The sequence below is a fragment of the Mariniradius sediminis genome, assembly GCF_021491425.1.
Taxonomy (GTDB): Bacteria; Bacteroidota; Bacteroidia; order Cytophagales; family Cyclobacteriaceae; genus Mariniradius; species Mariniradius saccharolyticus.
This window is the reverse complement of sequence record NZ_JAKEVZ010000001.1, coordinates 103,406-127,303: the sequence shown is the minus strand read 5'-3', so window position 1 is coordinate 127,303 and position 23,898 is coordinate 103,406. Positions and strand designations below refer to the sequence as shown.

Sequence of the window (23,898 nt, the reverse complement as noted above, 5' to 3'; positions counted from 1 at the left end):
ATTTTGAAGTATGGAAAACAGAGGAAGCGGTAGAAGAAAAGACGCTGCACCCCTTCAGGAGGCATTTGAAGAATTGCTGAAAGCCTACCGACTGAAGGACAAGTTCGATGAAAGGCTGCTGATTCAGGCTTGGCCCGAGCTGATGGGGCAGACCGTGGCAAAGCGGACCTCGGGGATCTTCATCAAAGACAAAAAGCTGTTCGTCAAGATCAGCTCTGGCCCGGTCAAGAACGAACTCAATATGAACCGCTCCAAGGTGATGGCCCTGATTGAGAGCAAGTTTGGAAAAGGGGTAATAGAGGATTTCGTGGTCCTTTGATCAATCCTGCTGCGCAAAAACCTTTTTCATCAAGTCGCTCGTCCTTCCCAAAGGATTTTGCCTGATATTTTTTTCTTCTTCTGCAATCAATACAAATAATCCATCTATTGCCTTTTGGGTCACATAAGCATTCAAGTCAGGATCGATTTTTTGCCTCGTCAGGGGAATTTTGTTATAGGTGCTGGCCAAATCTCCATAGTATTTCGTCGCTCCCACTTCATCCAAAGAAGCTTGGATTTTGGGTTTGAAGAGTTCTACCAGTTGGGCATTGGTGGTCCTTTTTAAAAAGTCTGTGGAAGCTGTAGGTTCTCCTTTCAATATGGCTAAGGCATCCTGGATATTCATTTGCTTGATTGCATTCACAAAAATCGGCTTTGCCTCCACGGCTGCACGCTCCGCGCCACGGTTAATCGCTAACAAGGCACGGTCCACTTCCCCGCCCAAGCCCATTTGCCGCAGCGTCTTTTCGACTTTTTGGGCATCCTCGGGGAGCAATATTTTGATTAGGTCATTTTCGAAATACCCGTCTGTCTTGGAGGCCAAGTCGGTCCCCTTGACGATTCCCTGCTCTAGCGCTTCTTTGAGACCTGCGGCAACTTCATCTTGGGAAAGGGACATCTGACCTGAAGTGACATCTTTGAGCAGCTTGTTGATTTGGGCGGAAGCACAGCTGGAAGCAAAAACAAGGAGAGCAAGCAGGGCAATTCTATAAACTCGCATAAGGTCTTTTTACAGTTAATTGGACAAATGGCATTTTACGCGGTCGCGATAATTAAGTTAGTTTAATTATTATTGTGTCTCCGACCTATGATGTTCAACCTTCCGCGACTAAATATTGGCAAAGTAAGTTTGTTGCTAGCCATTCTGACATGGCTGTCGCTGCTGTTTGTGGACATCACGAGGATTTTCCAGTTCGTAAACGGCATGGCGCCATCCATGTCCCCCGAGATTTCCTACACACTGGAGATCCTGTTTTTTATCCTTGTCTACGTTTTTTACAACGATTCCTTACAGAAAAATGAGAATACGGATTTCCTGAACATGATTTGGCGTGGCGCATCCACGGGACTGTTGGCCTTGATAGTTGCATTTGGGGTCAATATGTTTTACAAAATGCTCGGAGAAACCAGGCTGGCCCAAGACCCCTTACTTTCCAACTTTTTCTACCACGTGATTTTTGCTTTGGTTTCAATCTTTCTGATTTCGAATGCCCTGCTGTGGCGTCACTTGATCCTCTATCAGAAAACCAAGAAAGTCGTCCAACAGTGGCAGGCCTTTGAAGTGCTGCTGTTGGTCAGTATGTTTTTTGTGTACATCAATGGCAACGTCATGGATTACAGCTTCCTTTTCGGGCTGGTATTCTTGGGCATTTTCTCGGCAACGCTTTCCATCAATCTGAAGTGGATACCTTATCTGACTTTCAAGGAAAAGTGGAAATCGATCCTCTTCCTTTCCATCATCATAGCGAGTACGAGTTACCTACTCTTGGAACTTTTGTCCTATAGTGATTCGGATATTGCATTTGTCAACCTGACGGACAGTCTATTTTTGATGGGGCTTTCCACCTTTGTGTTCCTTTACGCACTTTCGAGCTTCCTTGTCACCTTGTTCAATTTGCCGACTTCCTCGGTCTTTGAGCAGAAGCTCGTCGAAGCGATCAATTTCCAGCGTCTCAGTCAATCAATCAAGCCAGGCCAGGACGAAAACCAAGTCTTGGATATTTTGGTGGATTCCAGCATGAGTGCTTCTTACGCGGATGCCGGCTGGCTGGAAATGGTCGCGCCTGGAAATGAAAAACAAATCCTGCACGAGCGCTTCATTGATGCACAAATCAGGTCCGAAATCACCGAACTCATCGAGCGTACAAAGCCATTCTCGGATTTTTCATGGTCGGATTCCGATAACCTTTCGAAAAAATACCTGGGTAAACTCCGACATCCGATCTATCAGTCAGCATTCATCGTCCCTTTGGTGGTCAACCAGCAAACGATCGGCAGGCTCATTCTTGCCAAAGAAGTCAAGGACGGTTTCAACAAAGAAATGGTGAACATCATCACCACCTTCGTGGGGCAGGCGTGTATTTCCGTCGAAAACTATCGTTTGCTCAGCGACGCCATCCGCACGGAGCGGTATAAGGAAGAATTGAAGATCGCCCAAAGGGTACAGCGAAGCCTTTTGCCGCGGGTTTTGCATCACGACGAAACTTTTGATATCTGCGGCTTTTCTCAGGCAGCGGACGAAGTCGGCGGAGACTATTACGAAACCAAGGAATTGGACAAAGGCCAGTATGCCATCATCATCGGTGATGTATCGGGCAAGGGTACTTCAGCGGCATTCAATATGTCACAGATGAAGGGTATTTTCCACAGCTTGGTACAGACAAACCCCAATCCGACTGAATTCATCGAAAAGGCCAACGTCGCTTTGGGCAGATGTCTCGAAAAAAACCATTTTATCACGACTACGTACTGCCACCTTGATACCAACAGGAAGGAACTCCGGTATTGCCGTGCCGGCCACTGCCCAACGCTATATTACAATGCCAAATCGGAAAACGCGGAATACCTGAGTTCGGATGGCCTCGGCTTGGGCATCTTACGCAACAGTCAATATGGGCGCTATATCCACGAGTCATCTATCGGGTATGGACCGGGTGACATCTTTCTGATGTACACAGACGGTATCATCGAGGCAAAAAACAAAATGGGGGTGGAATTCGGTTATGAAAGACTGAAATCAGTCCTAAAGGATTCGCATCGACTCGCGGCCGCGGAAATCCAACAATACATCATCAGCCAAGTATTTGATTTTGTCGGGGAGACGGGAATCCCAGACGACGACTTCACGATGATGGTCATCAAGTTTCATTCATAACCACTAACCTGAAAAAGCGTATTTTAAACACATGCTTACAATCGAAAAAACACACGAAAGTCCCAATTGGATCCTGAAGCTGACTGGTGAAATCGACGCCAGTAACTCAGTGAATGTGGATTCAGCCATACAGGAACTACTTAAAAGTGGGGCCAACAACCTGTTGGTGGATTGTACCGATCTGGAATACATTTCCTCGGCGGGCCTGGGGGTATTCATGTCCTATTTGGAGGAATTTCAGGAAAAAAATATCGGAATGGTCATTTTTGGGCTAAAGGACAAAGTGTTCCAGGTGTTTCATATTCTTGGACTTGACCAATTGATCCGCATCAAACCCGATAAATCCGCTGCCTTGGCGTCCTGAAAAATGGAAAAGACGATGAAACTGTATTGTGATACCGGTCGACTTGTGGAATTGAGGGATTTCTTGCAGGGAATCCTTTCAGGCACCACCATGTCTGAGGTAGAACAGCATCAAGTCATCCTGGCGGTAGAAGAAGTGGCCGCCAACCTGATTATTCATTCCCACGACTGCAACCCCAAGGAATTCATCGAGATCAATGTGAGCCGCGATAAAAAACTCCTAAAGATTGAGATTATCGATTCAGGGGAAAAATTCAATATTCTCGAATACCAAGAACCCGATATCACTGAAGTCATAAAATCCAAACGCAAGGGTGGATTGGGTATAATACTGGTGAAAAGGATTATGGACAAAATTGAATTTGAGTCTTTCCAAAACAAAAATATATGCCGATTGTATAAAATTCTGAAATCCAAATAATTGTTAATAAGACCATCAAACTGCCGGCTTCGCCCCACATTTTTCAATTTAATTTGTAACATTGCAGTGATTTTCGGGAATTCATTTATGTTCAATCATTACCGTTTTCTTTCAATTCTATTGATAGCAGTCATTTCTTGTAGTCCGAAAACGACCATACAACCCGTGGGACCTCAGGAAGTAATCAAAAAGCCGCTGCTAACCGTAGGAGACGAGGAAATCCCCGGTGAGGAGTTTTTGTACATGCTCTCGAAAAACCGGCAATTCAAGACGGCGGAACAAAAAATCGACTCCGCAGACTTTTTTACCAACCTCGAACTTTTCATCAATTACAAGCTAAAGGTGCGAGAGGCAGTCAATCTTGGACTTGACAAAACGGAAGAGTTTTCACGGGAATTTGAGATGTTCAAGGATGACTTGACCCAGCCTTTTTTGATTAAGAATTCCCTTCAGGAAGGTGAGTTGATGAAAGCTTACAACCGAATGAAAGAAGTCATCAAAGCCAGCCATATTCTCTTACAGTTTCCACCCAATGCCTCCCAAGCCGATACGATCTCGGTGCTACGCATGGCGCTGAAGCTCAAAGAAGAAGCAGAGGCGGGAGCTGACTTCAACCAATTGGCGGTAGAGCATTCTGACGACCCGTCTGCCAAGGATAACAGAGGCAGTTTGGGTTATTTCACTGCCTTACAGATGGTTTCTGCATTTGAAGATGCAGCCTACAATCTTCAGATCGGGCAGATCTCGGATCCGATTCTGACGGATTATGGATACCATATTATCAAACTCGAGGACCGCATGCCAAATCCGGGGGAGATCAAAGTTTCCCATATTTTGGTCCGCTCACAGGGTACCGATCCAGTTTCCGAGGAAAGAGCCCTGAGAAAAGTGAGTGAGATATACACCGAACTGCAGAAACCCGAAAGCTCTTGGGAGGAATTGTGTGCACTGTATTCCGAAGATCCGGGGACAAAGAATTCCGGTGGGTCATTGCCTTGGATCAGCTTGGGTACCGTGATTCCAGAATTTGAAAGGTCAGCGTTTTCCCTGCAAGAAGAAGGTGAAATATCCGCCCCGACGCGAACGCCGTTTGGCTATCATATCATCAGGCTGGAAGAGCGACGCCCTCTTTCCAGCTATGAAGAGATGGAGCCAATGATCAAATCCCGGGTTCTCCGTGACACCCGCTCCACCTTGATCCAATCCCAAGTCATAGCGATACAAAAATCACGGTATGGTTTCCTAGAAAATGAGCCCAATGTCGAGGTTGTAAATCAGATTTTCAACGGCAATTCCCAAGCGGAGGCCAGAAAACTGATCGAAGAGCGTGGATTGGGTTCATCGGCACTGTTTGTGGTGAGTGGCGAAACAAAAACCGTGAAGGATTTTCTGGATTTCTTGGATGCAGAGCAACTTTCCGTAAAGGGCAGCCAAAAAAGTGGCTTCACCAATCTTTTTGATCGCTATGTATCGACAACTCTGCAAGATGCAGAAGTCAACGATCTCATGACCAACAATGAGGAATATAAGCTTCTCATTCAGGAATATCGCGACGGCATCTTGTTGTTTTCTTTGATGAATGAGCAAGTTTGGCAAAAAGCGATCGAGGATAGCCTCGGTCAGGTTAAGTTCTACAATGAGCATATCGACAGATATCAGTGGAGCGAGCGTATCCAAGCTCTGATTATCACTATGGGCAAAGCGGAGAGCATCCCGTCAGTTCGTCGGTTTTTGGCAGACAAGAAATACCTGCCAAACCTTTCATCTAGGTTGGAAAACACCTTTTTGATCAACAATCCACTTGCCTTCACTTACGAAGAGGGAGTTTACGAGTGGGCGCAGCATCCGATTTTGAAAAAATTGGATAACGGCAGAAACTTCCATGAACTGACGCAGGACGGGAAAACACATTTTGTTGTTTTCGGAGATAAGGTACCTCCGGGACCGAAAAAATTTGAGGAAACACGTGGAAAAGTCATCCAGGAGTACCAGGAATTCTTGGACAAATCCTTGGTGGACCGGCTAAGGGAAACCTACAGTGTCCAAATCAATGAGGAAGAAAAGAGGAAACTTTACCAGACTGCCGTTGGAAAATAGGATTTGGATTTTGGTTTCGGCGCTGCTCCTCAGCTCCTGTGATTTGTTCAAATTCAGGTCATTAGACAGCGAAGGAGAAGATCCACTTGTTGCTTCCGTGGGAGATCAGGTTCTCAGACAGTCCGACCTTTCGTTTATAAGCAGCCAAGGAGGGTCGAAGGAAGATAGTACAAATATTGCGGAGGGATATGTCCAATCTTGGATCAGAAAACAACTCATGATTCGGGAGGCAGAACAAAACCTGGAAATCGATGAGGCTGAACTCAACAGGAAACTTCTCGATTACAGGTATGCCCTGATGGTGTACGAATTCGAAAAAAAATACGTTGAGGAAAATCTGGACAGGGATATCAGCGAGGCGGAAATTGAAGGCTATTATCGGGAAAACCAACAAAATTTCAGCCTAAAGGAAATCATTGTCCGTACCAACTACCTGAAGATGGAAAAATCTTCCCCACAGATTAGGCAGGTAGAAAGGGCAATGGCAAGTGGACGGCTGGAGGAATTGAAAGATCTGGCGGGAAAATATGCAAGCAATTATTTCCTGGAAGATTCCACATGGGTAAGGCTGGATGAAATCCTGGGCGGAACGCCTCTTTCATCCCATCCCAATAAGGTAGAATTGGTGAGAAACAACCGCTCTATTTCTGCTGAGGATGAAGGTTTTCGCTACTACTTTAGGATTTTGGACTACAAATTGCAGGACCAAGTTCCGCCGTTGGAATTCGTAAAGGATGAAATATCCAAAATCCTGATCAACAAGAGGCGAATTTCCCTTGTCGAAGATTTACAAAAAGAAATTTACAACAGAGCCAAAGACAACAATGAGTTTACAGTTTATGAATAAACACAAGTTTGTGTGGATGAGCCTCTTCGGCATTATGGTATCTTTTGCGACGATGGCGCAAGAGACACCCGCGACCCAAGAAGCGCCGAAGGCAAGCGGCCAAGTCCTCGACAAAATCGTGGCCAAGGTTAATAACTATATTCTCTTGGAATCTGAAGTCCAAAAAGCTTATATCGAAGCCATTGCAAGCTCGCGCCAAGGATTTGAAGCGCCGACACGATGCGATGTTTTCGAATCCCTTTTGATCAACAAGCTGATGGTGGCCAAAGCGGAAATTGACTCTGTGATCGTGTCCGATGTGGAAGTGACGTTCCAAGCGGACCAACGCTTTGCGATGGTGATGCAGCAGTTTGGCGGCGATGAAAATACTTTGGTCGAAGTATATGGAAAAACGGCAGAACAACTCAAAGCCGAAATCCATGACGTCATGAAGGAGCAGATGATCGCCCAAAGGATGCAGGCAAAAATCACAGAGGGATTGACCATTTCACCTGCGGATGTAAGAAAATTCTACAATTCAATACCAAAAGATTCACTTCCATTCTTCTCAGCCGAAGTGGTTGTGGGACAAATCGTCAAAAAGCCGGAAGTCAGCCGCCACGTCAAGGATTCTATTGCCAACCGATTGAAATCATTCAAACAATTGATCCTAGATGGAAAATCCGACTTTGCAGGGCTCGCCAAGCAATATTCACAAGATCCAGGTTCGGCTATTCAGGGTGGGGATTTGGGATTTTTCAGAAGGGGCGAATTGGCGCCAGAATACGAAGCGACAGCCTTGGGCCTGCAATTGGGAGAGATTTCCGATCCCGTGGAGACGATGTTTGGGATGCATATGATCCAATTGTTGGAGCGTAGGGGAAATACATTTAACACACGTCACATCCTCATCCGTCCGGAGGCTACAGAAGCCGATATCCGCGACGCGGAACGGTATCTGGACAGTCTGCGCAAAGAAATCCAAGCAGGACGCATCGACTTTGCAAAAGCAGCCAAAGACCACTCCGACGACCGCGCCACTTCCGACAATGGTGGATTTTTTACCGACCCCCAGACCAATTCGAACCGACTCACTTTGCGTACGCTTGAAGATCCGGTATTGTACTTTACTTTGGACAGTATGAAAGTCGGATCGATGACTCCACCCATCCGCTTCGAAGATGAGCGAGAAGGGACCAAAGTCAGGATCCTTTACTACAAAGAGCGCTTTCCCGCCCACCGCGCCAATCTGGAAGATGACTATGAAAAGCTGAAGACAGCCGCGAGAAGGAGAAAAGAGGAAGGCATGCTGAGCAAGTGGTTTGTCACAGCAAAGGAAGACGTATTTATCGATGTCGATCCAGCTTATGACCGCTGCAACGTGCTTGAGGGGAAATAGGTTAAAGAAATCGAAAAAACCCACTTTTTCATAGTTTCATGTTTGCGGCTTACTCGGTGGCCTTCACGATACTGGCGGTAAACTGTATATTGAACGAAATAAAGCATTTCGTCGGCGAAATTCACTTTAAATTAGCTAGGTTGGCGAAATCGGCAGGTTTGATGATCGAGAATTTAAATGAATGATTAAGCCCGAGAAGATCATTGTCACCTGTGACCAAATATTTGGCTTTCGCTTCCAAAGCAAGTTCCAAAAATTTATCGTCATCGGGATCCCTAGAAAGTTCGATCTTGATGCCCGGCTCAAAAAAAGTAACGAGGTTTGAAAATTCAGAGATAATCTCAAACCTGATTTCCCGAGAAAGGTATCTATCGAATTTTGATCGAAGCAATACATCTTGCAGTTCAGCAAAAGTTTGGCGGCTTACCGCCAGGTTGAAAGTGTTTTTCGCTTTCTCATAAACACTTCTAGAAACTGATTTTTCCAGCAAGAAAGCGCTGATCAATGTATTCGTGTCAATAACGATGAATTCAGTCCTCATTCAGTATCTTCTCGAGGATTTCTTCGCTCAATCCATTTCTTTCAGCCTCTTCCCTTGCTTTTTCGAGCAGCTCATCGAAATTCTTTTGGTTGATTTTGAACAGCAGGTCACTTACACTTGCCTCTAAAAATTTCTCGATTTTGGCTTTTTGCGCACCTGAGGTTTTGGCCCATTTCTTTGCCAATTCATCCGACACATTGATGTTGATCTTTTCCATGGCGTTTTTTATTCAAAAGATTTGTAGTAACAACGATAAATATACGGGTTCAGTCTAAATGATGAAAACCAAATCAAAATTCAAAAAATTATGAATCAGCATTATCTGGCATTTTTCAATGATGCCTATCGTTGTGCCGTTTCCCAAAACGAGCACTTTCAATATCAACAAACATGGGGTTGAAAGATAAAATAGTTGTCTTCTTCGTGGTTCATCACAGAAATGCTTTTAACTTAGCGAAAACCCCAAGTATGAAAGAAATCATCGATTCGAATTTCAAATTGACTTCAGGCGGAATTCACCTTACCAGAAACAGATTCACCTTTTTTTTGATCCCCTATGCAGAAGTCGATAGCGCTAGTCTGAATATCGGCAAATCGGTGAAAAACTGGGTGATTGTTTTCTCTTTAGGCATTGTCGCTTTACTGCTTGCGTTGCTAATAATGGCAATACTTACCGGGACATTTTCGATTGATGAAAAGCCAATTCGGTATTTCAATTTGTTCGGTCATGGCTTGATCGTTGTGCTTGTTTTAGGAGTGATTGGGTCAATTTCTCTTTATGGTTCCTTGAAATCGGTTCCGATTATTAAAATCAACACAAAAGAAAAGACTTACACGCTGAGAATAATAAAGAATCAAGAAAGCTTAAAAGACATAATCGATTTCCTAGAGGTTTTTGGGGTCAAGGTTAATAAATAGTGACACTTTTTCGCAACTATAGATTCTCCAACAATGGAAAAGCCAGGTTGATCAAAGACCGATATCCAACCTAGAATTCAAACTTCAAAAACCATAAATGAGCGCCTTTGCTCACACCCTCTCCAAAGCCTGCGAGATATCCCAAATGATATCCTCGTGGTGTTCGACGCCAATAGATAGCCGGATCAGTCTCTCGGAAATACCCATTTCTTTTCTGTCTTCCTCTGAAACATCACAATGCGTCATCGTTGCGGGATGCTCGGCCAAAGACTCAGTACTGCCCAAGGATACTGCCAACTTGATCAGACGCAGGTGATTGAGAAAGACAAAAGCCTCAGCCTCTCCTCCTTTGACCTCAAAGGAAACCATCGCCCCTGCACAGCTCAACTGCTTTTTGAATATATCGTACTGCGCGTCTCTGGGCTGCAAATGGCCGAGATAAAATACCTTTCCAACCTTCGGATGTGACTTCAGAAATCCGGCAACTTCGACCGCATTTCGAGCTTGTTGGGTCATGCGCACTTTCAGCGTCTCCAGGCTCCGCATCAGCAGCCAGCCAGTCCAAGGGCCAGCCATATTGCCGAGGAAGGTCCTGAGGGTGCGGACCCTTTTCATATGCTTGGATTTTCCCAACACCGCTCCTGCGATCAAGTCCGAGTGTCCACCGATATATTTGGTGGCAGAATAGACCACCAAGTCCACGCCGTGCTTGAGCGGATGCTGCCAAAGCGGTCCCATGTAGGTATTGTCAGCTACGACGACGACTTCCTTTTCCGCCGAAGAAAAATTGTCGGCAACTTCGCGGCAGATTCCAAAATCAAACAAGGCATTGGTGGGATTGGCGGGAGTCTCGACGTAGACCATCTTCAATTTAGAAGCCAAGCCAGCATCTTTCACCATTTGTATGACTTCTTCTGCCGACTGCGAATTGGTAAAACCTATCCCATGGATGCCATATTCCGGCAAAACTTTGTTGATAAAATGATCCGTGCCTCCATAGACAGGCTTGCTGTACAAAATCACATCCCCCGGTCTCAAAAACTCCAACATCACGGTAGATATTGCAGACATCCCGCTTTCAAACACCGCACATTCCTCCGCCTCATCCCACAAACAAAGCCTCTCCTCCAGAATCTGCAAATCAGGATTGTTGAGTCGGCTATAGATAAGTCCGAGTTCCTCGTTGGGTTGCTTTTCGCGCTGCCCGTAGGCTACTTGGAAAAACGCTTTCCCTTCCTCCGCGGTCTTGAAAACAAAAGTACTGGTTTGGAATATAGGGCATTTTACGGCCCCTTCGGAAAGCTCCGGCTTGTATCCGAAAGTCATCATTAGACTTTCCGGATGAAATTGGCGATTCTGCATGGTATTTGGGTCTATTTGGCCCAAATGACACCAAAAAGCAAGAAATAATCAAGCCAATCAATGAAATAATATTCTGAAAAATTGAATAAAAAATTAATAATATTCTTAGAATCCAACATTAAATATGGCTAATTGCATTCTGGTAAAATGAAATATCGCCGCCTAGGCATTTTGGAGTTCTCTCAAAATAGTAAATTGGGCAAAAACCAAAAACGCTTATTTCACAACCAGTTTTAGAGAATATTCCTGTTCACGGCTGCTGACCGAGATTATATACATCCCCTGAGTCAATCCCTCAATCCGGACTTTGGTTTGACCTTCTTCGGGTAATACCGAGAGCCGCTCTTTGCCGAGCATGTCTACAGCCCGAATCGAACGTACACCCACAATTCCTTCAAAATCTACCCAGGTTTCTCCATTGCTTGGATTTGGATATAGCTTGATTCTGGAGGGATTGATCTCTTTGCCCAAACTTGTGATGATGTTGACATTGACATCAAAAGTGCTCGAAGGGCCTGCATTGCAACTGTTTGTTGGAACAACGGTTACTTTGAAATCTCCCTCCCGTTCCCAGCGTATCTTCACACTATTGGTACCTTGCCCACTGATTATCCTTCCTCCACCTCCGGAAACAGACCATTGGAAATTGACTCCCGCTACTGCAGTCACAGAATAGGTCTCTTCTGTCAATGCGACGCGATTAGGACCGGAGATATCTGAGGGTTTTTCGGGTGGAGAAATCACCGATATCGTTCTGTTGAATTTTTGTCCTTCCCCGCAAGGGTTGCTTGGCGTCACTGATAGGTTTTGGCTGGCAAGCTCGTTCCACTGCACCCGAACGCTTGCCGTACCCTGCCCTTGGAGGATAGTGCCGCCGGTGACTTCCCACACGTAAATTGTCCCCGGAACGCTATTTACCGAATAATCCATACTGCCATTGATACAAACCACGCCGTCACCTTCGACTTGGGAAATACTCTGCGGAAGGGTCGAGACGACAACCTCCAGCCCTTGGGTTCCACCATTTCCACAATTATTGGTGCCACGCACGAGAACAGCGTTGCGTCCAGGCGTATCCCAGCGTACTCGAATTTTGGTAGTACCTTGTCCAGACAAAATCGTCCCACCATCCACACGCCATTCATAAGCAATATCTGCTACCATGGGTTCCTGGATTTGGTATTCATACTCACCCAGACAAACATTTGATTCCCCGAATATCAAGGTCGGCGTATCCGGCACCTGGCAACTGTAATTGAGCAAAGTACCGTTGTCGCCCACCGCATATCCGCTGCTCAAATCCCCAAAACTGATGCGATTGATGTGTTGGAAAGTGCCTGTTGGCATCTTTTGCCAAGTTTGTCCTCCATCGCGGGAATTCATCATCAGCCCATTTTCCCCAGCTAAAAATCCAATGGACTCGTCCAAAAAGTGTGCTGTTCTCAAATTGGTGGTTTCGCCAATATTGAGCTCCGACCAGGTTTTTCCCCTGTCTGTTGATTTAAGAACTGTGCCGTTGTCGCCTACGACCATGGCGGTTTGGGCATCCAAAACAGCAAATCCCCTGAGATTTTGGGCGATTGGATTCACCGCATTCTGCCAAGTTAAGCCCCCGTCGTTTGTCCAAGCAATGAAACCATTTTCCCCAAAAACAAATCCCTCATTCAGATCGAAGAAATGAACATCCCGAAGTAGGCGGGTGGTATTGTTGACGGATATCTTTTGCCAGCTCACTCCAGAATCTACAGTCCTCGCCATAAAACCATTATTGCCGACTGCAAATCCGTTGGTGTTGTTGAAGAAGAAAAGGCCGAGGATTGGATCCGTTGTTCCAGGATTGAGCGAGGTCCAATTGGCACCCGAATTGGAAGTCCGCAAAATTGTGCCCTCATCACCTGATATGTAACCAAAAGCATTTGTGGTAAAGGCAATATCCCGGAACGTCGCCGAAAGTGGTCTTGTGCGATCCATCAGCGAGGTTCCTCCATTGGATGTTACAAGTACCAACCCATCTTCACCTATTATATACCCGAGTACCCCGGTTCGAAATTGTGTCGCTGTGTAATCTTTCGCAAAACCGCTCAGCCTGACCGTCCAACTCCCCCCCGAATTGGTAGAGGAAACAATTACCCCATTGGTGCCCACGGCATACACTATATTGGAGGTAAACCGAAAATCAACCGAAAGGAAGCTCTGGGTATTGTTGATGTTGATGCCATCGAAAGTGGTGCCACCATTGATCGTTCGGAGTATCGTCCCCGTATCACCCAAAACAACTCCCAACAAAGGATTTGTCCGATTGAACGCAACTGTGTTGAGGTTTCGTTCGGTACCAGAAGTGACTTGTGTCCAGGTCTGCCCGGCATCAGTGCTGCGCAAAATCGTGCCGAGCTGTCCGATGGCGTATCCGTTTTTTGCATTCGTAAAATACACATCGTTCAAGCCATTGGATTGGCCGGTATTTACAAATGCCCAGTTGTTACCACTATTGAAAGTCCTCAGGATTCGGCCATCGGCAGCCGCGACATAGCCTGTATCGGCATTGGCGAAATGCATACCATTGAGATTTACCGTAGATCCAACGGATTGTTTGGCCCAGCTAGACCCGCTGTTGGTCGAACGATATACTTCACCGGATTCGCCGACAATATAGACACGGGTTTGGTTGAGAAACTGAACGCTTTTCAGGGTCTTATCTGTCGGAAGTTTGATCAAAGACCAGGTTTCGCCGCCATTTGTAGTCCGGAATACCTGCCCATTTTCTCCCACCATCAATCCGAGGTTCTCATTGAAAAAATCAAGCCCATGCATATGGGTTTTGACCGGCGCCAGTTGTTCTGTCCAACTTAAGCCACCGTCGATTGTCTTGAGTATGATTTGATCGCCTGATACAAAGCCAATCTGTTCGGTCACCCAGTCAATGCCTGTAAGCCGATTGCCCCAGGCTCCGACCCTTTTCCAGGATTGGGCTTGCACGGCGACATGGAATAGCACAAAAATGAGAGAGAAAAAAAAACTTCTGTTCATGAATTGGTGATTGAGAGCATACAAAATTAGGAGGAAATACCAAAAATGAAAGACTTTAGGAATCGCCCCCGCGCCTATTACCTAACACCTTATCCGACATCACCCACAAACGACAATATTGATTTCATGAATTCATCTTTTACTGCTATTTTTAGAAGTGCCAAGCCAGAAAAAAATGAAAAAAATCTTAAAATTTTTGATTCCAATCAGCATGTTAATGGCCTGTGGCTCAAATGAAAGGGTCAGTAAGGAGGTTTTTGAGGAAGCCACCAAGAGCATGGAAGTCAAGAAAATCAGCGAAGCAGACATCGTGCGTGAGGCGATGAAATGGGGCGACGAAATCAGTACTGAAGCCCAGCAGCAGTTGCTCACGGTACTGCAAACGACCATTTCAGAAAAGGGTGTTCCGGCGGCTATCGAGGTCTGTCACACACAGGCGCTTCCCATCCTGAAAGATGTCTCCGACAAATATGGGGTCCAGATAAAAAGAGCATCGTTCGCTTACCGTAACCCACTTGATATGCCGGATGAAGCTGAAAAAGCCATTTTGGATGCCTACACTTACAATATCGAAAACCAAATCCCCAACGAACCGAACATTCAGAAATTGGAAAATGGTGATGTACTGCTTTACACCAAAGCCATCCAAATCCCTAACGCCCTTTGCCTGAACTGCCACGGAAAAAAGGGTGAGGATATCAAACCCGAAACCCAGGCCGCACTGGACCTAAAATATCCTGAGGACAAAGCGACAGGCCACAAGGTCGGCGACCTCCGGGGAATGTGGAGCATCAGGATTCCCAAAAAAGAAGTAGTCAAGAGAATGTAGAGCGCTATGAATAAACCTTTCAAAAAATACTTTTTGATATGTTTCCTCTACTTTTTAATGGGGTCCATGTCCTATGCGGTTTCAGACAATGTGATTGTGTCTGGAAAAGTACTCATCATATTGGCACATCCCAATGTCGAGAGTTTCAATCATGCAGTCAGCAAGACCGTCTCAAGAAGGCTTTCCAATAAAGGCTATGAGGTGAAGACACGGGACTTGTACCAACTGGGTTTTGATCCGGTTTTGTCTTTGGAGGAATTGAAAAACTACGAAAACGGCGATTTTAAACATGCTCAAGATATCTTGGCCGAACAGGAGGCAATTCTTTGGGCGGACCATTTGGTGTTGGTTTTTCCTACATGGTGGTGGTCTCCGCCTGCGATTTTGAAAGGCTACTTGGACCGTGTGTTTACGCCAAATTTCGCGTTCGCTTTTGATGAAAATGGAATCCCAAAAGTCTCCCCACTTAATGGGAAAAAGGTCAGTATCATACAAACCACGGGGGCGGATGAGGAATTTGTCAAATCCGAAGAAATGGACGAAGCGGTAAAGAAACTTTTCTCTACCGGCATTTTTGGATTTTGCGGAATGGAGGTCGTCCACCACGAGTTTTTGATGGGAGTTTCCGGAAAAAGCTATGAGGAACTCAAGCAGGTGCTTCAAGAAGTGGACATGATGGTGGACACTTGGTTTTAATGAAAAGAATGGTTGGCGAAACAAGAAACCTTGGAAACTGCTATTCAGGAGACCTTATTTCACTGCACCCCATCTCGCTCGAAACTTGGTTTTTCATCCTGATGTATTCGACTGATCGTTATCCGAAATATTTCCTCCTGACAATCAATCGGCTACATTGAAAGTATCATCAGAGAACCCGATTTTTCCTATATAAAATGGTAATCTAATTTTTATTTCTTTATCTTTTTCCTAATTAAGACCTAGTAAATTTCCATTCTATGCCAAGAGCAAAATCCGATAAAGACCGTAAAATCTTTGTGCTGGATACTTCCGTGATCCTATATGCACACAACTCCATCATGAACTTTGCAGAGCATGATGTAGTCATCCCGATTACTGTATTGGAAGAGCTCGATCAGTTCAAAAAGGGGAACGATACCAAGAATTTCGAAGCGCGGGAGTTTATCCGATTGTTGGATACTCTGTCAAAGGACCAAATGATCCACCACTGGACACCGCTCAATGGGAAAACCCGAGGGTTTTTTAAAGTGCTGATGAATCCGGAAAATTCGATGAACGCGAATGTGATCTTTGGGGAGGAAAAAAATGACCATAAGATCCTCAATGCAGCCCTGCATCTGAAACAAACGGAGAAAGACAGACGGGTCATCTTGGTCTCCAAAGACATCAACCTTCGACTCAAAGCAAAATCGCTTGATATCCACGCTGAAGACTATGAGACTGGAAAAATCAAAAACCTCGAGGAGCTCGAAAATACCGGCAAATATGTCCTGGAAGGAATCGGCCAAGAGGTCATCAACCAAATTTATGAATACAATTCCGTCGAGGCCAAGCATGTCTTGGGTACAAGGAAACGAAAGGCAAACGCTTACTACATTCTGAAAAGCGAGAAAAACTCGGTTTTGGCATACTACAACGCTGAGGACAACACCATGGAAAGGGTGGACAAGAAGTTGGCTTACAACATCAAACCGAAAAATGCGGAGCAGACTTTCGCAATGCATGCAATTCTTAACCCTAGGGTAAAATTGGTGTCGATACAAGGAGTGGCTGGTACCGGAAAAACCTTGTTGGCTTTGGCTGGAGCATTGGAACAGCGTAGGGATTACAAGCAAATATTCCTGGCTAGGCCAATCGTCCCGCTCAGCAACAAGGATATCGGCTATCTTCCTGGCGATATCAAGTCAAAGCTGAATCCTTACATGGAGCCACTTTGGGACAATTTGAAGTTCATCCAAAACCAATTCAAAGAATCCGACAAGGAATACCAAAAAATCACCGAGATGGTCAATCAGGAGAAATTGGTGATTCAGCCCTTGGCCTACATCCGTGGACGCTCGCTTTCCAACATTTTCTTCATCGTGGACGAGGCCCAAAACCTGACTCCACACGAAATTAAGACCATCATCAGCCGTGCGGGAGAAAATACCAAAATCATCTTCACAGGCGATATTTTCCAGATTGATACGCCGTACTTGGATAGCCAAAGCAACGGTCTCTCCTACCTTATTGATCGGGTAAAGGACCATCCGTTGTATGCCCATATCAAGTTGGAAAAAGGTGAGCGGTCCGAATTGGCCAATCTTGCCAACGATTTGTTGTAAACAAAAGCTGATTAATTCTCCCGATTGCGTTTTCTCGCCAAATTCAGGATTTTGTTCTGTGTTTTGGAGAAAAGATTCGGGAGAATTTTTCATTTTAGGGCAATACGAAATTTATTACTGTATTTTTCCTTCTTTTTAATTCAATTCAGAATATAATTCGGATTATTTTGACATTTTAACCTTTTTTTAACGTTCCCGTGTAACCTTTCACCCCCCAAAAAGAGTTATCAAACTGTATCAATCCACGCAACAATATGTACGGTATCGTACACACTTGTTTGGCATTCAAAATTATATTGTATTGATTATCAGTTATTTACAAAATTGGAGCAGAATTTGGCATAAAGCATACATCTGCCGAACAGGGCGGACGGAAAAAGAAACCAACTATTATTAATTACATAAGATTATGAAACCAACTATTTTAACTCAGAAAAATGTATGTGCCTTTTTAAGTTTGATCATGGCACTTACCATCTTGTGGGCCGCTAAGGTCGAGGCGAAGTCTGACATTGTCAGCGTGGTCATGCCGATGGATTCCATCGAGCGTGTAGAAGGGATAAAAGAAGAAGTTCCCGCTTTTGAATTGGACCTTTCTGACATCAGGGAATTCCCAACCGTTACTTTGATAAACAAATATGGAGAGGTAGTGGCCGAATTCTATGGAAGCAAAACAGAACTTGAAAAAAGATTCAAAGAGGTAATCGACAACGGTGATTTCTTGACGACAGTAGGAAAACAGGAGTTTTACCTCGTAAGATAGTTTAGTTGATTGTTTGGTTTTTTGAATAAGCAAAAAGGTGGATTTTGTCCACCTTTTTTTATTATCTCCATCAGCAGACTCATCAACTTTCCGTAATGGTGTTCAATTTGGCTAGAAAGCTGTTATAGTACTGTCGCCCTACTTGGACAACTGCACCCATCCTCAGGTTGATGTCTTTTGTATTGAAGCTTTCGATTTGGGAAAGCTGCACGATAAATGATTTTTGCACCCGGAGGAATAGATGTGGAGGAAGCTTTTCTTCCATATCTTTCATGGATTTACGGATGGTGAAATTCCTTCCTTTTGTATAAATGGTCACCATGTTGCCATTTGCCTCCACATAGTAAATATCCTCGTAGGGCACGCGCTCGTACGCGTTGTCCGCTTTGATAAATACTGCGTCAGTGACGAGATATGGGCTTTCGTCTTTTGCACGGACCGTTACTGCTTCGGCAGCCGGCTTTGTGCGCTTGTTGTAAAGCACAATCTCAACAATCGCATGGATGTCATTTGTGTTGAAAGGCTTTACGATGAAGCCTGCAGGATTGATTCTTTTTGCCCTTTCGATGATGGTAGGATCGGAATAGGAGGTCACGTAAACCAAAGGTACTTCTACCATTTGCTTGATGATCTCACCCAATTCAATACCGTCTTTGTCACCTTTGAGCTTGATATCCATGAACACCAAGTCAGGTTTGTATTTCTTTACAACTTTGACTGCTTGGTTGGCGGAGTTGGCAATATCGATATTGACATAGCCCAAAAGCTCCAAAATCTCCTCTATATTCTCGGCAATGTTGACATCATCCTCAACAATAAGAATTCTTTCCTCTTTCATAAGTTAAATGGGGAAATATTGCGTTTTAGTGACAATTAAATAAATTTTTGATGCAGTGAAGTGATTATTGGGCTATTTACAAATTTTAGTTTTCTGAATCAATATTTATCTCAATTTTTCGCCATGCCGATAATTCCGCTCACTACAGGCTCATCATATCCTTAAATCTTGCTGCCTGACGCCTACTTACCTCAATCCGATCGCCCCCTTTGAGTGTAACAACCAGTCCTCCATTGAACCATGGTTCGATCGCTTCCACCCAGCTGAGGTTGATGATATGCTTTCTGCTTGCGCGGAAAAACGATTTTTCGCTCAATCTTTCATCCAAAGCATTGAGTGACTTATGGATCATGGGTTTAAAGTTGTCGAAATATACCTTGATATAATTCCCGTCGGATTCGAACAGGCGAACATTGGACAATTTGACAAACCAGCACCGATCACCGTCCTTGACAAAAACCTGATCATCCAATGTCAGTTTTCTGTTTGCCATATTGGCGATTTCCTCAGTGCGATCCTGATTCTCATTGAGCTTTTTGGAAAGTTTTTCTACCGCTTCGCCGAGCCTTTTTGGCTCGATGGGCTTGAGCAGATAGTCCAAGGCATTTACCTGGAAGGCCTTGATCGCATACTCGTCATATGCTGTGGTAAAGACGACGTGGGGGACATTGTCCAGTTCTTCCAGGAGATCAAAGCCCGTCTTTTCGGGCATTTGGATATCCAGGAAAACAACATCTGGCGCCAACGCCTCTATTTTCTCTTTGGCATCGTCCACGTTATTGGCTTCTCCCACGATTTCAACTTGTTCGTATTGGGACAACAAGGTGATCAGTTCCTTTCTCGCCAGTCTTTCGTCATCAATTATCAGTGCTCTCATGTGCATGAATTTTAACCTAATGTAAGGTTTTGTTTTGGAATTTTAAGTTCAGTTATTACAAAATCGTTCCCGGAATTGTATATTTTAAAGGAAGCCTTTTCTCCGTAGATTAGTTTCAGCCTTTGGATGGTATTGCTTATGCCATGGCCTTCACCGTCCCGTTTTCTGCCAAACGCATTATTTCTCAATTGCCCGCTGTTTTTGACCTGGACGATCAAGTCGTCGGCAAGACCCTCCCTGCATTTGATTTCGATCAGCCCTCCCCTTACTCTATTTGAAATCCCGTGTTTGATTGCATTTTCGACAATTGTCTGCAGCATCATGGGAGGGATCTTGAAATCGAATGCTGAAGGCTCGATATCATACTTGACCTTCAGGCGTTCCTCAAAGCGAATCGTCTCCAAATTGAGGTAGTCCTTCACCGTATTGATTTCGGATTCAAAATCGATCGTTCTTTTTCTATCCATCATGAGCGAAAACCGCAAGATGTTGGAGAGCTGCGTAATGGCAAGCTTGGCCTTGCCGGGATCTTCGTCGACGAGCGCCCTCACGGAATTGAGTGCATTGAAGATAAAATGCGGGTTAAGTTGGCTTTTGAGATGATTGAGCTGGATTTCGTTGATCTTCGCTTGATACTTGAGCGATTGGTTGTAATTATCCAAAAAATGGTAAAGGAAATACACCATCACCCACAGTAAGTAATATATAAAGGAAACGAAAATATTGCCGGAGACGACAATCCATCGAAAATCTGTTTCGGGATTAAGCGTTCCGAAGATCCAGTTGATGATAAACTGGGCGCCGGTGTTGAGCACACCCAAAATCATCAAGGCCAGTAGCGTACGTGCCAACAAGTTGGGGAATCCCAAATTGAACCAGTCGTACTTCTTGAAAACCAAGCGCAGGCCATGGGTAGAAACCAGGAAAAATAGCGCTAAGGAAACGTAGGCTCCAATTTGAATAAGCGTAATCCTGCGGTCGAGCGAAACCAAAAAAAGGTTGATAAGGGCATAGCCCGACCAACCCAAGATCTGCAAAACCCAGTATAATCGCTTTCTATTCATGGTTAGGCGCCAAATATACTACGGGGCTTCCATGAGGGGATATTTTTTTTGGGAAGGGTAATTTACCGTCCGTATGAGGCTATATCCTGTTACAGACTTAATTCCATCTTCAAAAACCGTGCAGTATGGCTTTCTGGGTGCAGGGCTACCTGCTCTGGAATACCCGTCGCGATGATTGTACCGCCTTTGTCCCCACCTTCCAATCCCAGGTCCACAATATGGTCCGACACTTTGATCACATCCATGTTGTGTTCAATAATCAGGACGGTATTCCCTTTGTCCACCAAGCGATTCAAAACCTCCAGTAGATGCTCAATATCCTGGAAATGTAGCCCTGTGGTCGGTTCATCCAAAATGTAAAATGTCTTTCCGGTGTCTTTTTTCGAAAGCTCCGTCGCCAATTTCACACGCTGGGCTTCGCCGCCTGAAAGCGTGGTTGCATGCTGTCCCAAAGTGACATAGCCCAAGCCGACGTCATTCAGCGTTCTGATTTTTCTCACGATGCTGGGCTGATTCTCGAAAAACTCGACTGCTTGCTCGACGGTCATGTCCAATACGTCCGCAATCGACTTGCCCTTGAACCGCACTTCCAAAGTTTCCCTGTTGTAGCGCTTCCCCTTGCAGGTCTCGCAGGGCACGTGGACATCGGGGAGAAAATCCATTTCGATCAATTTCATACCCGCCCCCTCACAATCCTCACAGCGGCCACCTTTTACGTTGAAGCTGAACCGGCCGGGCTTGTAGCCCCTTATTTTAGCCTCTGGAAGTTCGGTAAATAGCGTCCTAATGTCCGAAAATACACCGGTATAAGTGGCAGGGTTGGAGCGTGGTGTGCGACCGATCGGTGATTGGTCCACTTCGATGACCTTGTCGAGATGTTTCAGTCCCTCCACTGCATCGTAGGGAAGCGGCTCTTTCTTTGCGTTGAAAAAATGCTTGTTCAGGATAGGATAAAGCGTCTCATGAATCAGCGTGCTTTTTCCACTACCTGATACGCCGGTGATACAAATCATCGTACCAAGCGGGAGCTTGAGATCGACGTTCTTCAGGTTGTTTCCATTGGCACCCTTTATTTCGAGAAACTTTCCGTTACCGATTCTTCTTTGCTTTGGTACCTTAATTTTCAACTCACCTGCCAGGTATTTGGCAGTAATGCTTTTCCTTTTTAGAAAATCCTGGGGCGAGCCCAATGCCACGATTTGACCGCCATGTCGTCCTGCGCCCGGACCAATGTCCACCACGAAGTCAGACTCCAACATCATATCCTTGTCATGCTCGACGACAAGCACCGAATTGCCCAAATCCCGCAGATCCTGGAGCGCCTTGATCAGCTTGACATTGTCCCTTTGATGCAGTCCGATACTCGGCTCGTCCAAAATGTAGAGCACTCCGACGAGTTGGGTACCGATTTGGGTAGCGAGGCGGATACGTTGCGCTTCCCCGCCCGAGAGGGTTTTCAAGGGACGATTGAGAGACAGGTAATCCAAACCAATGTCCATCAAGAAACCGATTCGCTTTCGGATTTCCTTCAAAACTTCCCGCGCGATCGTATTCTGTCGCTCACTCATCCGATCCTCCAATCCAAGGAACCAAGTCCGCAACGCAGCGATATCCATCATGGCCAGCTCCCCGATATGGTGGTTGTCAATCTTGAAATGGAGCGCCTCTTTCTTCAGTCGATATCCATCGCAATCAGGACAGATTTTTGTCTCGGTGAATTCATTGACCCAATCTTGGATCTTATCGGTGCCGCCTTCCTGTTGCTTTTGGAGAAAATTCACAATTCCTTCGAAAGTGGTGTTCCACATCGTTCCGGGATACTTCACAGAATCCACGGCCACTTCGACCTTGTCCCCATACAAAAGGACATGCACGACTTCCTCGGGAAGGTTTTCGATGGGCGTGGTGATGCTGGCTTTGTAATGCTTAAGGATCGCCTCGATCTTCTTAAAAATCCAAACGTCCCGGTACTCTCCCAAAGGCGCAATCCCACCACGGCTGATGCTCAGACTGCGATCGGGAATGATGTTTTCAATCGTAATTTCCTCGATTACTCCCAAGCCATTGCAAGTCGGGCAGGCACCGTAGGGGCTGTTGAACGAGAAAGTATTGGGTGCAGGCTCATCGTATGAAAGCCCCGTCAGGGGATCCATGAGGTATTTTGAGAAATGATGGACTTCACCAGCCTCATCCCGCAGCATGATGACACCTTTTCCGTGGTGCAGGGCGGTCTTGAGGGATTGGCTGATTCGGTAGCGGTCTTCTTCGTCTGCGACTATCCGGTCCACCACGATCTCAATATCGTGTATCTTGTAGCGATCCAACTGCATCTTGGGCACCACATCCATTACCACGCCGTCGATGCGGACTTTTGAAAAACCCATTTTCCGGATCTGCTCAAACAACTCGCGGTAATGTCCTTTTCTCCCCTTGACAATCGGTGCAAGGACATAAAGCTTTTGTCCTTTGAACTTTTCAAAAAGCTGCTCAATGATTTGGTCCTCTGTCTGCCTTATCATCCTTTGCCCACTCAAGTAGGAATAAGCTTCTCCTGCGCGTGCATAAAGCAAACGCATGAAATCATAAATTTCCGTCACAGTACCTACCGTCGAGCGGGGATTCTTGGAAGTGGTCTTTTGCTCGATCGAAATCACGGGTGAAAGCCCATTGATCTTGTCCACATCGGGGCGCTCCATGCCACCCAGAAAAGACCGTGCATAAGCCGAAAAACTCTCCATGTAGCGGCGCTGTCCCTCGGCATAGATCGTATCAAATGCCAGTGAACTCTTCCCACTGCCGCTCAAGCCGGTGATGACCACAAGTTTGTTGCGGGGAATACTAATGTCGATATTTTTCAGGTTGTGTTCCCTGGCACCAAAGATTTCGATGGTCTCTTCTTTGGTATCAACTTGTGCGTCCAACATTGAGGGAGGTGTAGGTTTGTGAAGCTTGCAAAAATACGAACTTGTGAGCGGGATTCCCAGAAAGGCCCGAGCTTAAAACAGGCTGACAGCAGGAAGGTTTTGAATTGTGAAGTGATTTGAATCAGTACCTTTCTCTACAAAAGCCCAAAGTGA

The 23,898-nt window shown here is 45.4% G+C and carries 21 protein-coding genes; 12 read left to right on the top strand and 9 right to left on the bottom strand.

The window, feature by feature from the left end; translation table 11 throughout:
- Positions 1-10 precede the first annotated feature (10 nt).
- Positions 11-319 (top strand): DciA family protein, encoded by a 309-nt coding sequence (locus L0U89_RS00540; RefSeq protein ID WP_234859741.1) that lies wholly within the window; start codon positions 11-13, stop codon positions 317-319.
- Here the strand turns inward: L0U89_RS00540 and L0U89_RS00535 are convergent, their stop codons facing one another.
- The gene (locus L0U89_RS00535) at positions 320-1,039 is read right to left on the bottom strand and encodes a DUF4197 domain-containing protein (protein ID WP_234859740.1); all 720 of its coding nucleotides are present in this window, start codon (positions 1,037-1,039) and stop codon (positions 320-322) included.
- Between the two features lie 90 nt (positions 1,040-1,129).
- Here L0U89_RS00535 and L0U89_RS00530 point away from each other — a divergent pair, with 90 nt between their 5' ends.
- The 6 genes from L0U89_RS00530 (at position 1,130) to L0U89_RS00505 (ending at position 8,299) form a co-directional block, all read left to right on the top strand.
- Positions 1,130-3,193 carry a GAF domain-containing SpoIIE family protein phosphatase gene (locus L0U89_RS00530; RefSeq protein WP_234860109.1) on the top strand — a complete coding sequence of 688 codons (2,064 nt, stop codon included), beginning with the start codon at positions 1,130-1,132 and terminating at the stop codon, positions 3,191-3,193.
- A gap of 31 nt (positions 3,194-3,224) precedes the next feature.
- Positions 3,225-3,557 (top strand): STAS domain-containing protein, encoded by a 333-nt coding sequence (locus L0U89_RS00525; protein ID WP_234859739.1) that lies wholly within the window; start codon positions 3,225-3,227, stop codon positions 3,555-3,557.
- Positions 3,558-3,560: 3 nt separating this feature from the next.
- Positions 3,561-3,977 carry an ATP-binding protein gene (locus tag L0U89_RS00520; RefSeq protein ID WP_439651528.1) on the top strand — a complete coding sequence of 139 codons (417 nt, stop codon included), beginning with the start codon at positions 3,561-3,563 and terminating at the stop codon, positions 3,975-3,977.
- A gap of 165 nt (positions 3,978-4,142) precedes the next feature.
- Positions 4,143-6,074, top strand: coding sequence for a peptidylprolyl isomerase (locus L0U89_RS00515; protein WP_234859737.1), 1,932 nt, complete (start codon positions 4,143-4,145; stop codon positions 6,072-6,074).
- The gene (locus tag L0U89_RS00510; protein WP_040479151.1) at positions 6,028-6,921 is read left to right on the top strand and encodes a peptidylprolyl isomerase; all 894 of its coding nucleotides are present in this window, start codon (positions 6,028-6,030) and stop codon (positions 6,919-6,921) included. Before L0U89_RS00515 ends, L0U89_RS00510 begins: the two co-directional genes overlap by 47 nt.
- Positions 6,914-8,299 (top strand): peptidylprolyl isomerase, encoded by a 1,386-nt coding sequence (locus L0U89_RS00505; protein WP_439651527.1) that lies wholly within the window; start codon positions 6,914-6,916, stop codon positions 8,297-8,299. Before L0U89_RS00510 ends, L0U89_RS00505 begins: the two co-directional genes overlap by 8 nt.
- 121 nt (positions 8,300-8,420) lie before the next feature.
- On the opposite strand, the gene L0U89_RS00500 is transcribed toward L0U89_RS00505, so the two are convergent.
- Together L0U89_RS00500 and L0U89_RS00495 are read right to left on the bottom strand one after the other, a co-directional pair.
- The gene (locus L0U89_RS00500; protein ID WP_234859735.1) at positions 8,421-8,840 is read right to left on the bottom strand and encodes a putative toxin-antitoxin system toxin component, PIN family; all 420 of its coding nucleotides are present in this window, start codon (positions 8,838-8,840) and stop codon (positions 8,421-8,423) included.
- On the bottom strand, positions 8,830-9,057 hold the full coding sequence (locus L0U89_RS00495; RefSeq protein ID WP_234859734.1) for a hypothetical protein: 228 nt from the start codon (positions 9,055-9,057) through the stop codon (positions 8,830-8,832). The genes L0U89_RS00500 and L0U89_RS00495 overlap by 11 nt, the downstream gene beginning before the upstream one ends.
- 251 nt (positions 9,058-9,308) lie before the next feature.
- Between L0U89_RS00495 and L0U89_RS00490 the strand changes: the two genes are divergently transcribed.
- A complete protein-coding gene (locus tag L0U89_RS00490) occupies positions 9,309-9,758 on the top strand; it encodes a hypothetical protein (RefSeq protein WP_234859733.1) in 450 nt (149 codons plus the stop codon).
- A gap of 111 nt (positions 9,759-9,869) precedes the next feature.
- Here the strand turns inward: L0U89_RS00490 and L0U89_RS00485 are convergent, their stop codons facing one another.
- Both L0U89_RS00485 and L0U89_RS00480 read right to left on the bottom strand, forming a co-directional pair.
- Positions 9,870-11,120 (bottom strand): cystathionine gamma-synthase family protein, encoded by a 1,251-nt coding sequence (locus L0U89_RS00485; RefSeq protein ID WP_234859732.1) that lies wholly within the window; start codon positions 11,118-11,120, stop codon positions 9,870-9,872.
- 216 nt (positions 11,121-11,336) lie between these two features.
- Positions 11,337-14,147, bottom strand: coding sequence for a YCF48-related protein (locus tag L0U89_RS00480; protein ID WP_234859731.1), 2,811 nt, complete (start codon positions 14,145-14,147; stop codon positions 11,337-11,339).
- Positions 14,148-14,322: 175 nt separating this feature from the next.
- Between L0U89_RS00480 and L0U89_RS00475 the strand changes: the two genes are divergently transcribed.
- From L0U89_RS00475 to L0U89_RS00460, 4 genes are all read left to right on the top strand, one after another.
- A complete protein-coding gene (locus L0U89_RS00475; RefSeq protein ID WP_234859730.1) occupies positions 14,323-14,976 on the top strand; it encodes a Tll0287-like domain-containing protein in 654 nt (217 codons plus the stop codon).
- Between the two features lie 66 nt (positions 14,977-15,042).
- Positions 15,043-15,672, top strand: a complete 630-nt coding sequence (locus tag L0U89_RS00470) for an NAD(P)H-dependent oxidoreductase (protein WP_234859729.1) — start codon at positions 15,043-15,045, stop codon at positions 15,670-15,672.
- A gap of 260 nt (positions 15,673-15,932) precedes the next feature.
- Positions 15,933-17,279, top strand: coding sequence for a PhoH family protein (locus L0U89_RS00465; RefSeq protein ID WP_234859727.1), 1,347 nt, complete (start codon positions 15,933-15,935; stop codon positions 17,277-17,279).
- A gap of 463 nt (positions 17,280-17,742) precedes the next feature.
- A complete protein-coding gene (locus L0U89_RS00460; protein WP_234859726.1) occupies positions 17,743-18,042 on the top strand; it encodes a hypothetical protein in 300 nt (99 codons plus the stop codon).
- 82 nt (positions 18,043-18,124) lie between these two features.
- On the opposite strand, the gene L0U89_RS00455 is transcribed toward L0U89_RS00460, so the two are convergent.
- From L0U89_RS00455 to uvrA, 4 genes are all read right to left on the bottom strand, one after another.
- Positions 18,125-18,880 carry a LytR/AlgR family response regulator transcription factor gene (locus L0U89_RS00455; RefSeq protein WP_008624796.1) on the bottom strand — a complete coding sequence of 252 codons (756 nt, stop codon included), beginning with the start codon at positions 18,878-18,880 and terminating at the stop codon, positions 18,125-18,127.
- 142 nt (positions 18,881-19,022) lie between these two features.
- On the bottom strand, positions 19,023-19,757 hold the full coding sequence (locus tag L0U89_RS00450; RefSeq protein WP_008624797.1) for a LytR/AlgR family response regulator transcription factor: 735 nt from the start codon (positions 19,755-19,757) through the stop codon (positions 19,023-19,025).
- Positions 19,758-19,768: 11 nt separating this feature from the next.
- The gene (locus tag L0U89_RS00445; protein WP_234859725.1) at positions 19,769-20,821 is read right to left on the bottom strand and encodes a sensor histidine kinase; all 1,053 of its coding nucleotides are present in this window, start codon (positions 20,819-20,821) and stop codon (positions 19,769-19,771) included.
- An 89-nt stretch (positions 20,822-20,910) separates the two neighbouring features.
- Entirely contained in the window at positions 20,911-23,745 is a 2,835-nt protein-coding gene (gene uvrA, locus L0U89_RS00440; RefSeq protein WP_234859724.1) for an excinuclease ABC subunit UvrA, read from the bottom strand.
- Positions 23,746-23,898: the final 153 nt, after the last annotated feature.

Excerpts from the sequence above, each read along its gene's own strand:
- L0U89_RS00540 (WP_234859741.1), top strand. The coding sequence starts at position 11 with ATGGAAAACAGAGGAAGCGGTAGAAGAAAAGACGCTGCACCCCTTCAG.
- L0U89_RS00535 (WP_234859740.1), bottom strand. The coding sequence starts at position 1,039 with ATGCGAGTTTATAGAATTGCCCTGCTTGCTCTCCTTGTTTTTGCTTCC.
- L0U89_RS00530 (WP_234860109.1), top strand. The coding sequence starts at position 1,130 with ATGTTCAACCTTCCGCGACTAAATATTGGCAAAGTAAGTTTGTTGCTA.
- L0U89_RS00525 (WP_234859739.1), top strand. The coding sequence starts at position 3,225 with ATGCTTACAATCGAAAAAACACACGAAAGTCCCAATTGGATCCTGAAG.
- L0U89_RS00520 (WP_439651528.1), top strand. The coding sequence starts at position 3,561 with ATGGAAAAGACGATGAAACTGTATTGTGATACCGGTCGACTTGTGGAA.
- L0U89_RS00510 (WP_040479151.1), top strand. The coding sequence starts at position 6,028 with ATGAGGAAGAAAAGAGGAAACTTTACCAGACTGCCGTTGGAAAATAGG.
- L0U89_RS00505 (WP_439651527.1), top strand. The coding sequence starts at position 6,914 with ATGAATAAACACAAGTTTGTGTGGATGAGCCTCTTCGGCATTATGGTA.
- L0U89_RS00500 (WP_234859735.1), bottom strand. The coding sequence starts at position 8,840 with ATGAGGACTGAATTCATCGTTATTGACACGAATACATTGATCAGCGCT.
- L0U89_RS00495 (WP_234859734.1), bottom strand. The coding sequence starts at position 9,057 with ATGGAAAAGATCAACATCAATGTGTCGGATGAATTGGCAAAGAAATGG.
- L0U89_RS00490 (WP_234859733.1), top strand. The coding sequence starts at position 9,309 with ATGAAAGAAATCATCGATTCGAATTTCAAATTGACTTCAGGCGGAATT.
- L0U89_RS00485 (WP_234859732.1), bottom strand. The coding sequence starts at position 11,120 with ATGCAGAATCGCCAATTTCATCCGGAAAGTCTAATGATGACTTTCGGA.
- L0U89_RS00480 (WP_234859731.1), bottom strand. The coding sequence starts at position 14,147 with ATGAACAGAAGTTTTTTTTTCTCTCTCATTTTTGTGCTATTCCATGTC.
- L0U89_RS00475 (WP_234859730.1), top strand. The coding sequence starts at position 14,323 with ATGAAAAAAATCTTAAAATTTTTGATTCCAATCAGCATGTTAATGGCC.
- L0U89_RS00470 (WP_234859729.1), top strand. The coding sequence starts at position 15,043 with ATGTCCTATGCGGTTTCAGACAATGTGATTGTGTCTGGAAAAGTACTC.
- L0U89_RS00465 (WP_234859727.1), top strand. The coding sequence starts at position 15,933 with ATGCCAAGAGCAAAATCCGATAAAGACCGTAAAATCTTTGTGCTGGAT.
- L0U89_RS00460 (WP_234859726.1), top strand. The coding sequence starts at position 17,743 with ATGGCACTTACCATCTTGTGGGCCGCTAAGGTCGAGGCGAAGTCTGAC.
- L0U89_RS00455 (WP_008624796.1), bottom strand. The coding sequence starts at position 18,880 with ATGAAAGAGGAAAGAATTCTTATTGTTGAGGATGATGTCAACATTGCC.
- L0U89_RS00450 (WP_008624797.1), bottom strand. The coding sequence starts at position 19,757 with ATGAGAGCACTGATAATTGATGACGAAAGACTGGCGAGAAAGGAACTG.
- L0U89_RS00445 (WP_234859725.1), bottom strand. The coding sequence starts at position 20,821 with ATGAATAGAAAGCGATTATACTGGGTTTTGCAGATCTTGGGTTGGTCG.
- uvrA (WP_234859724.1), bottom strand. The coding sequence starts at position 23,745 with ATGTTGGACGCACAAGTTGATACCAAAGAAGAGACCATCGAAATCTTT.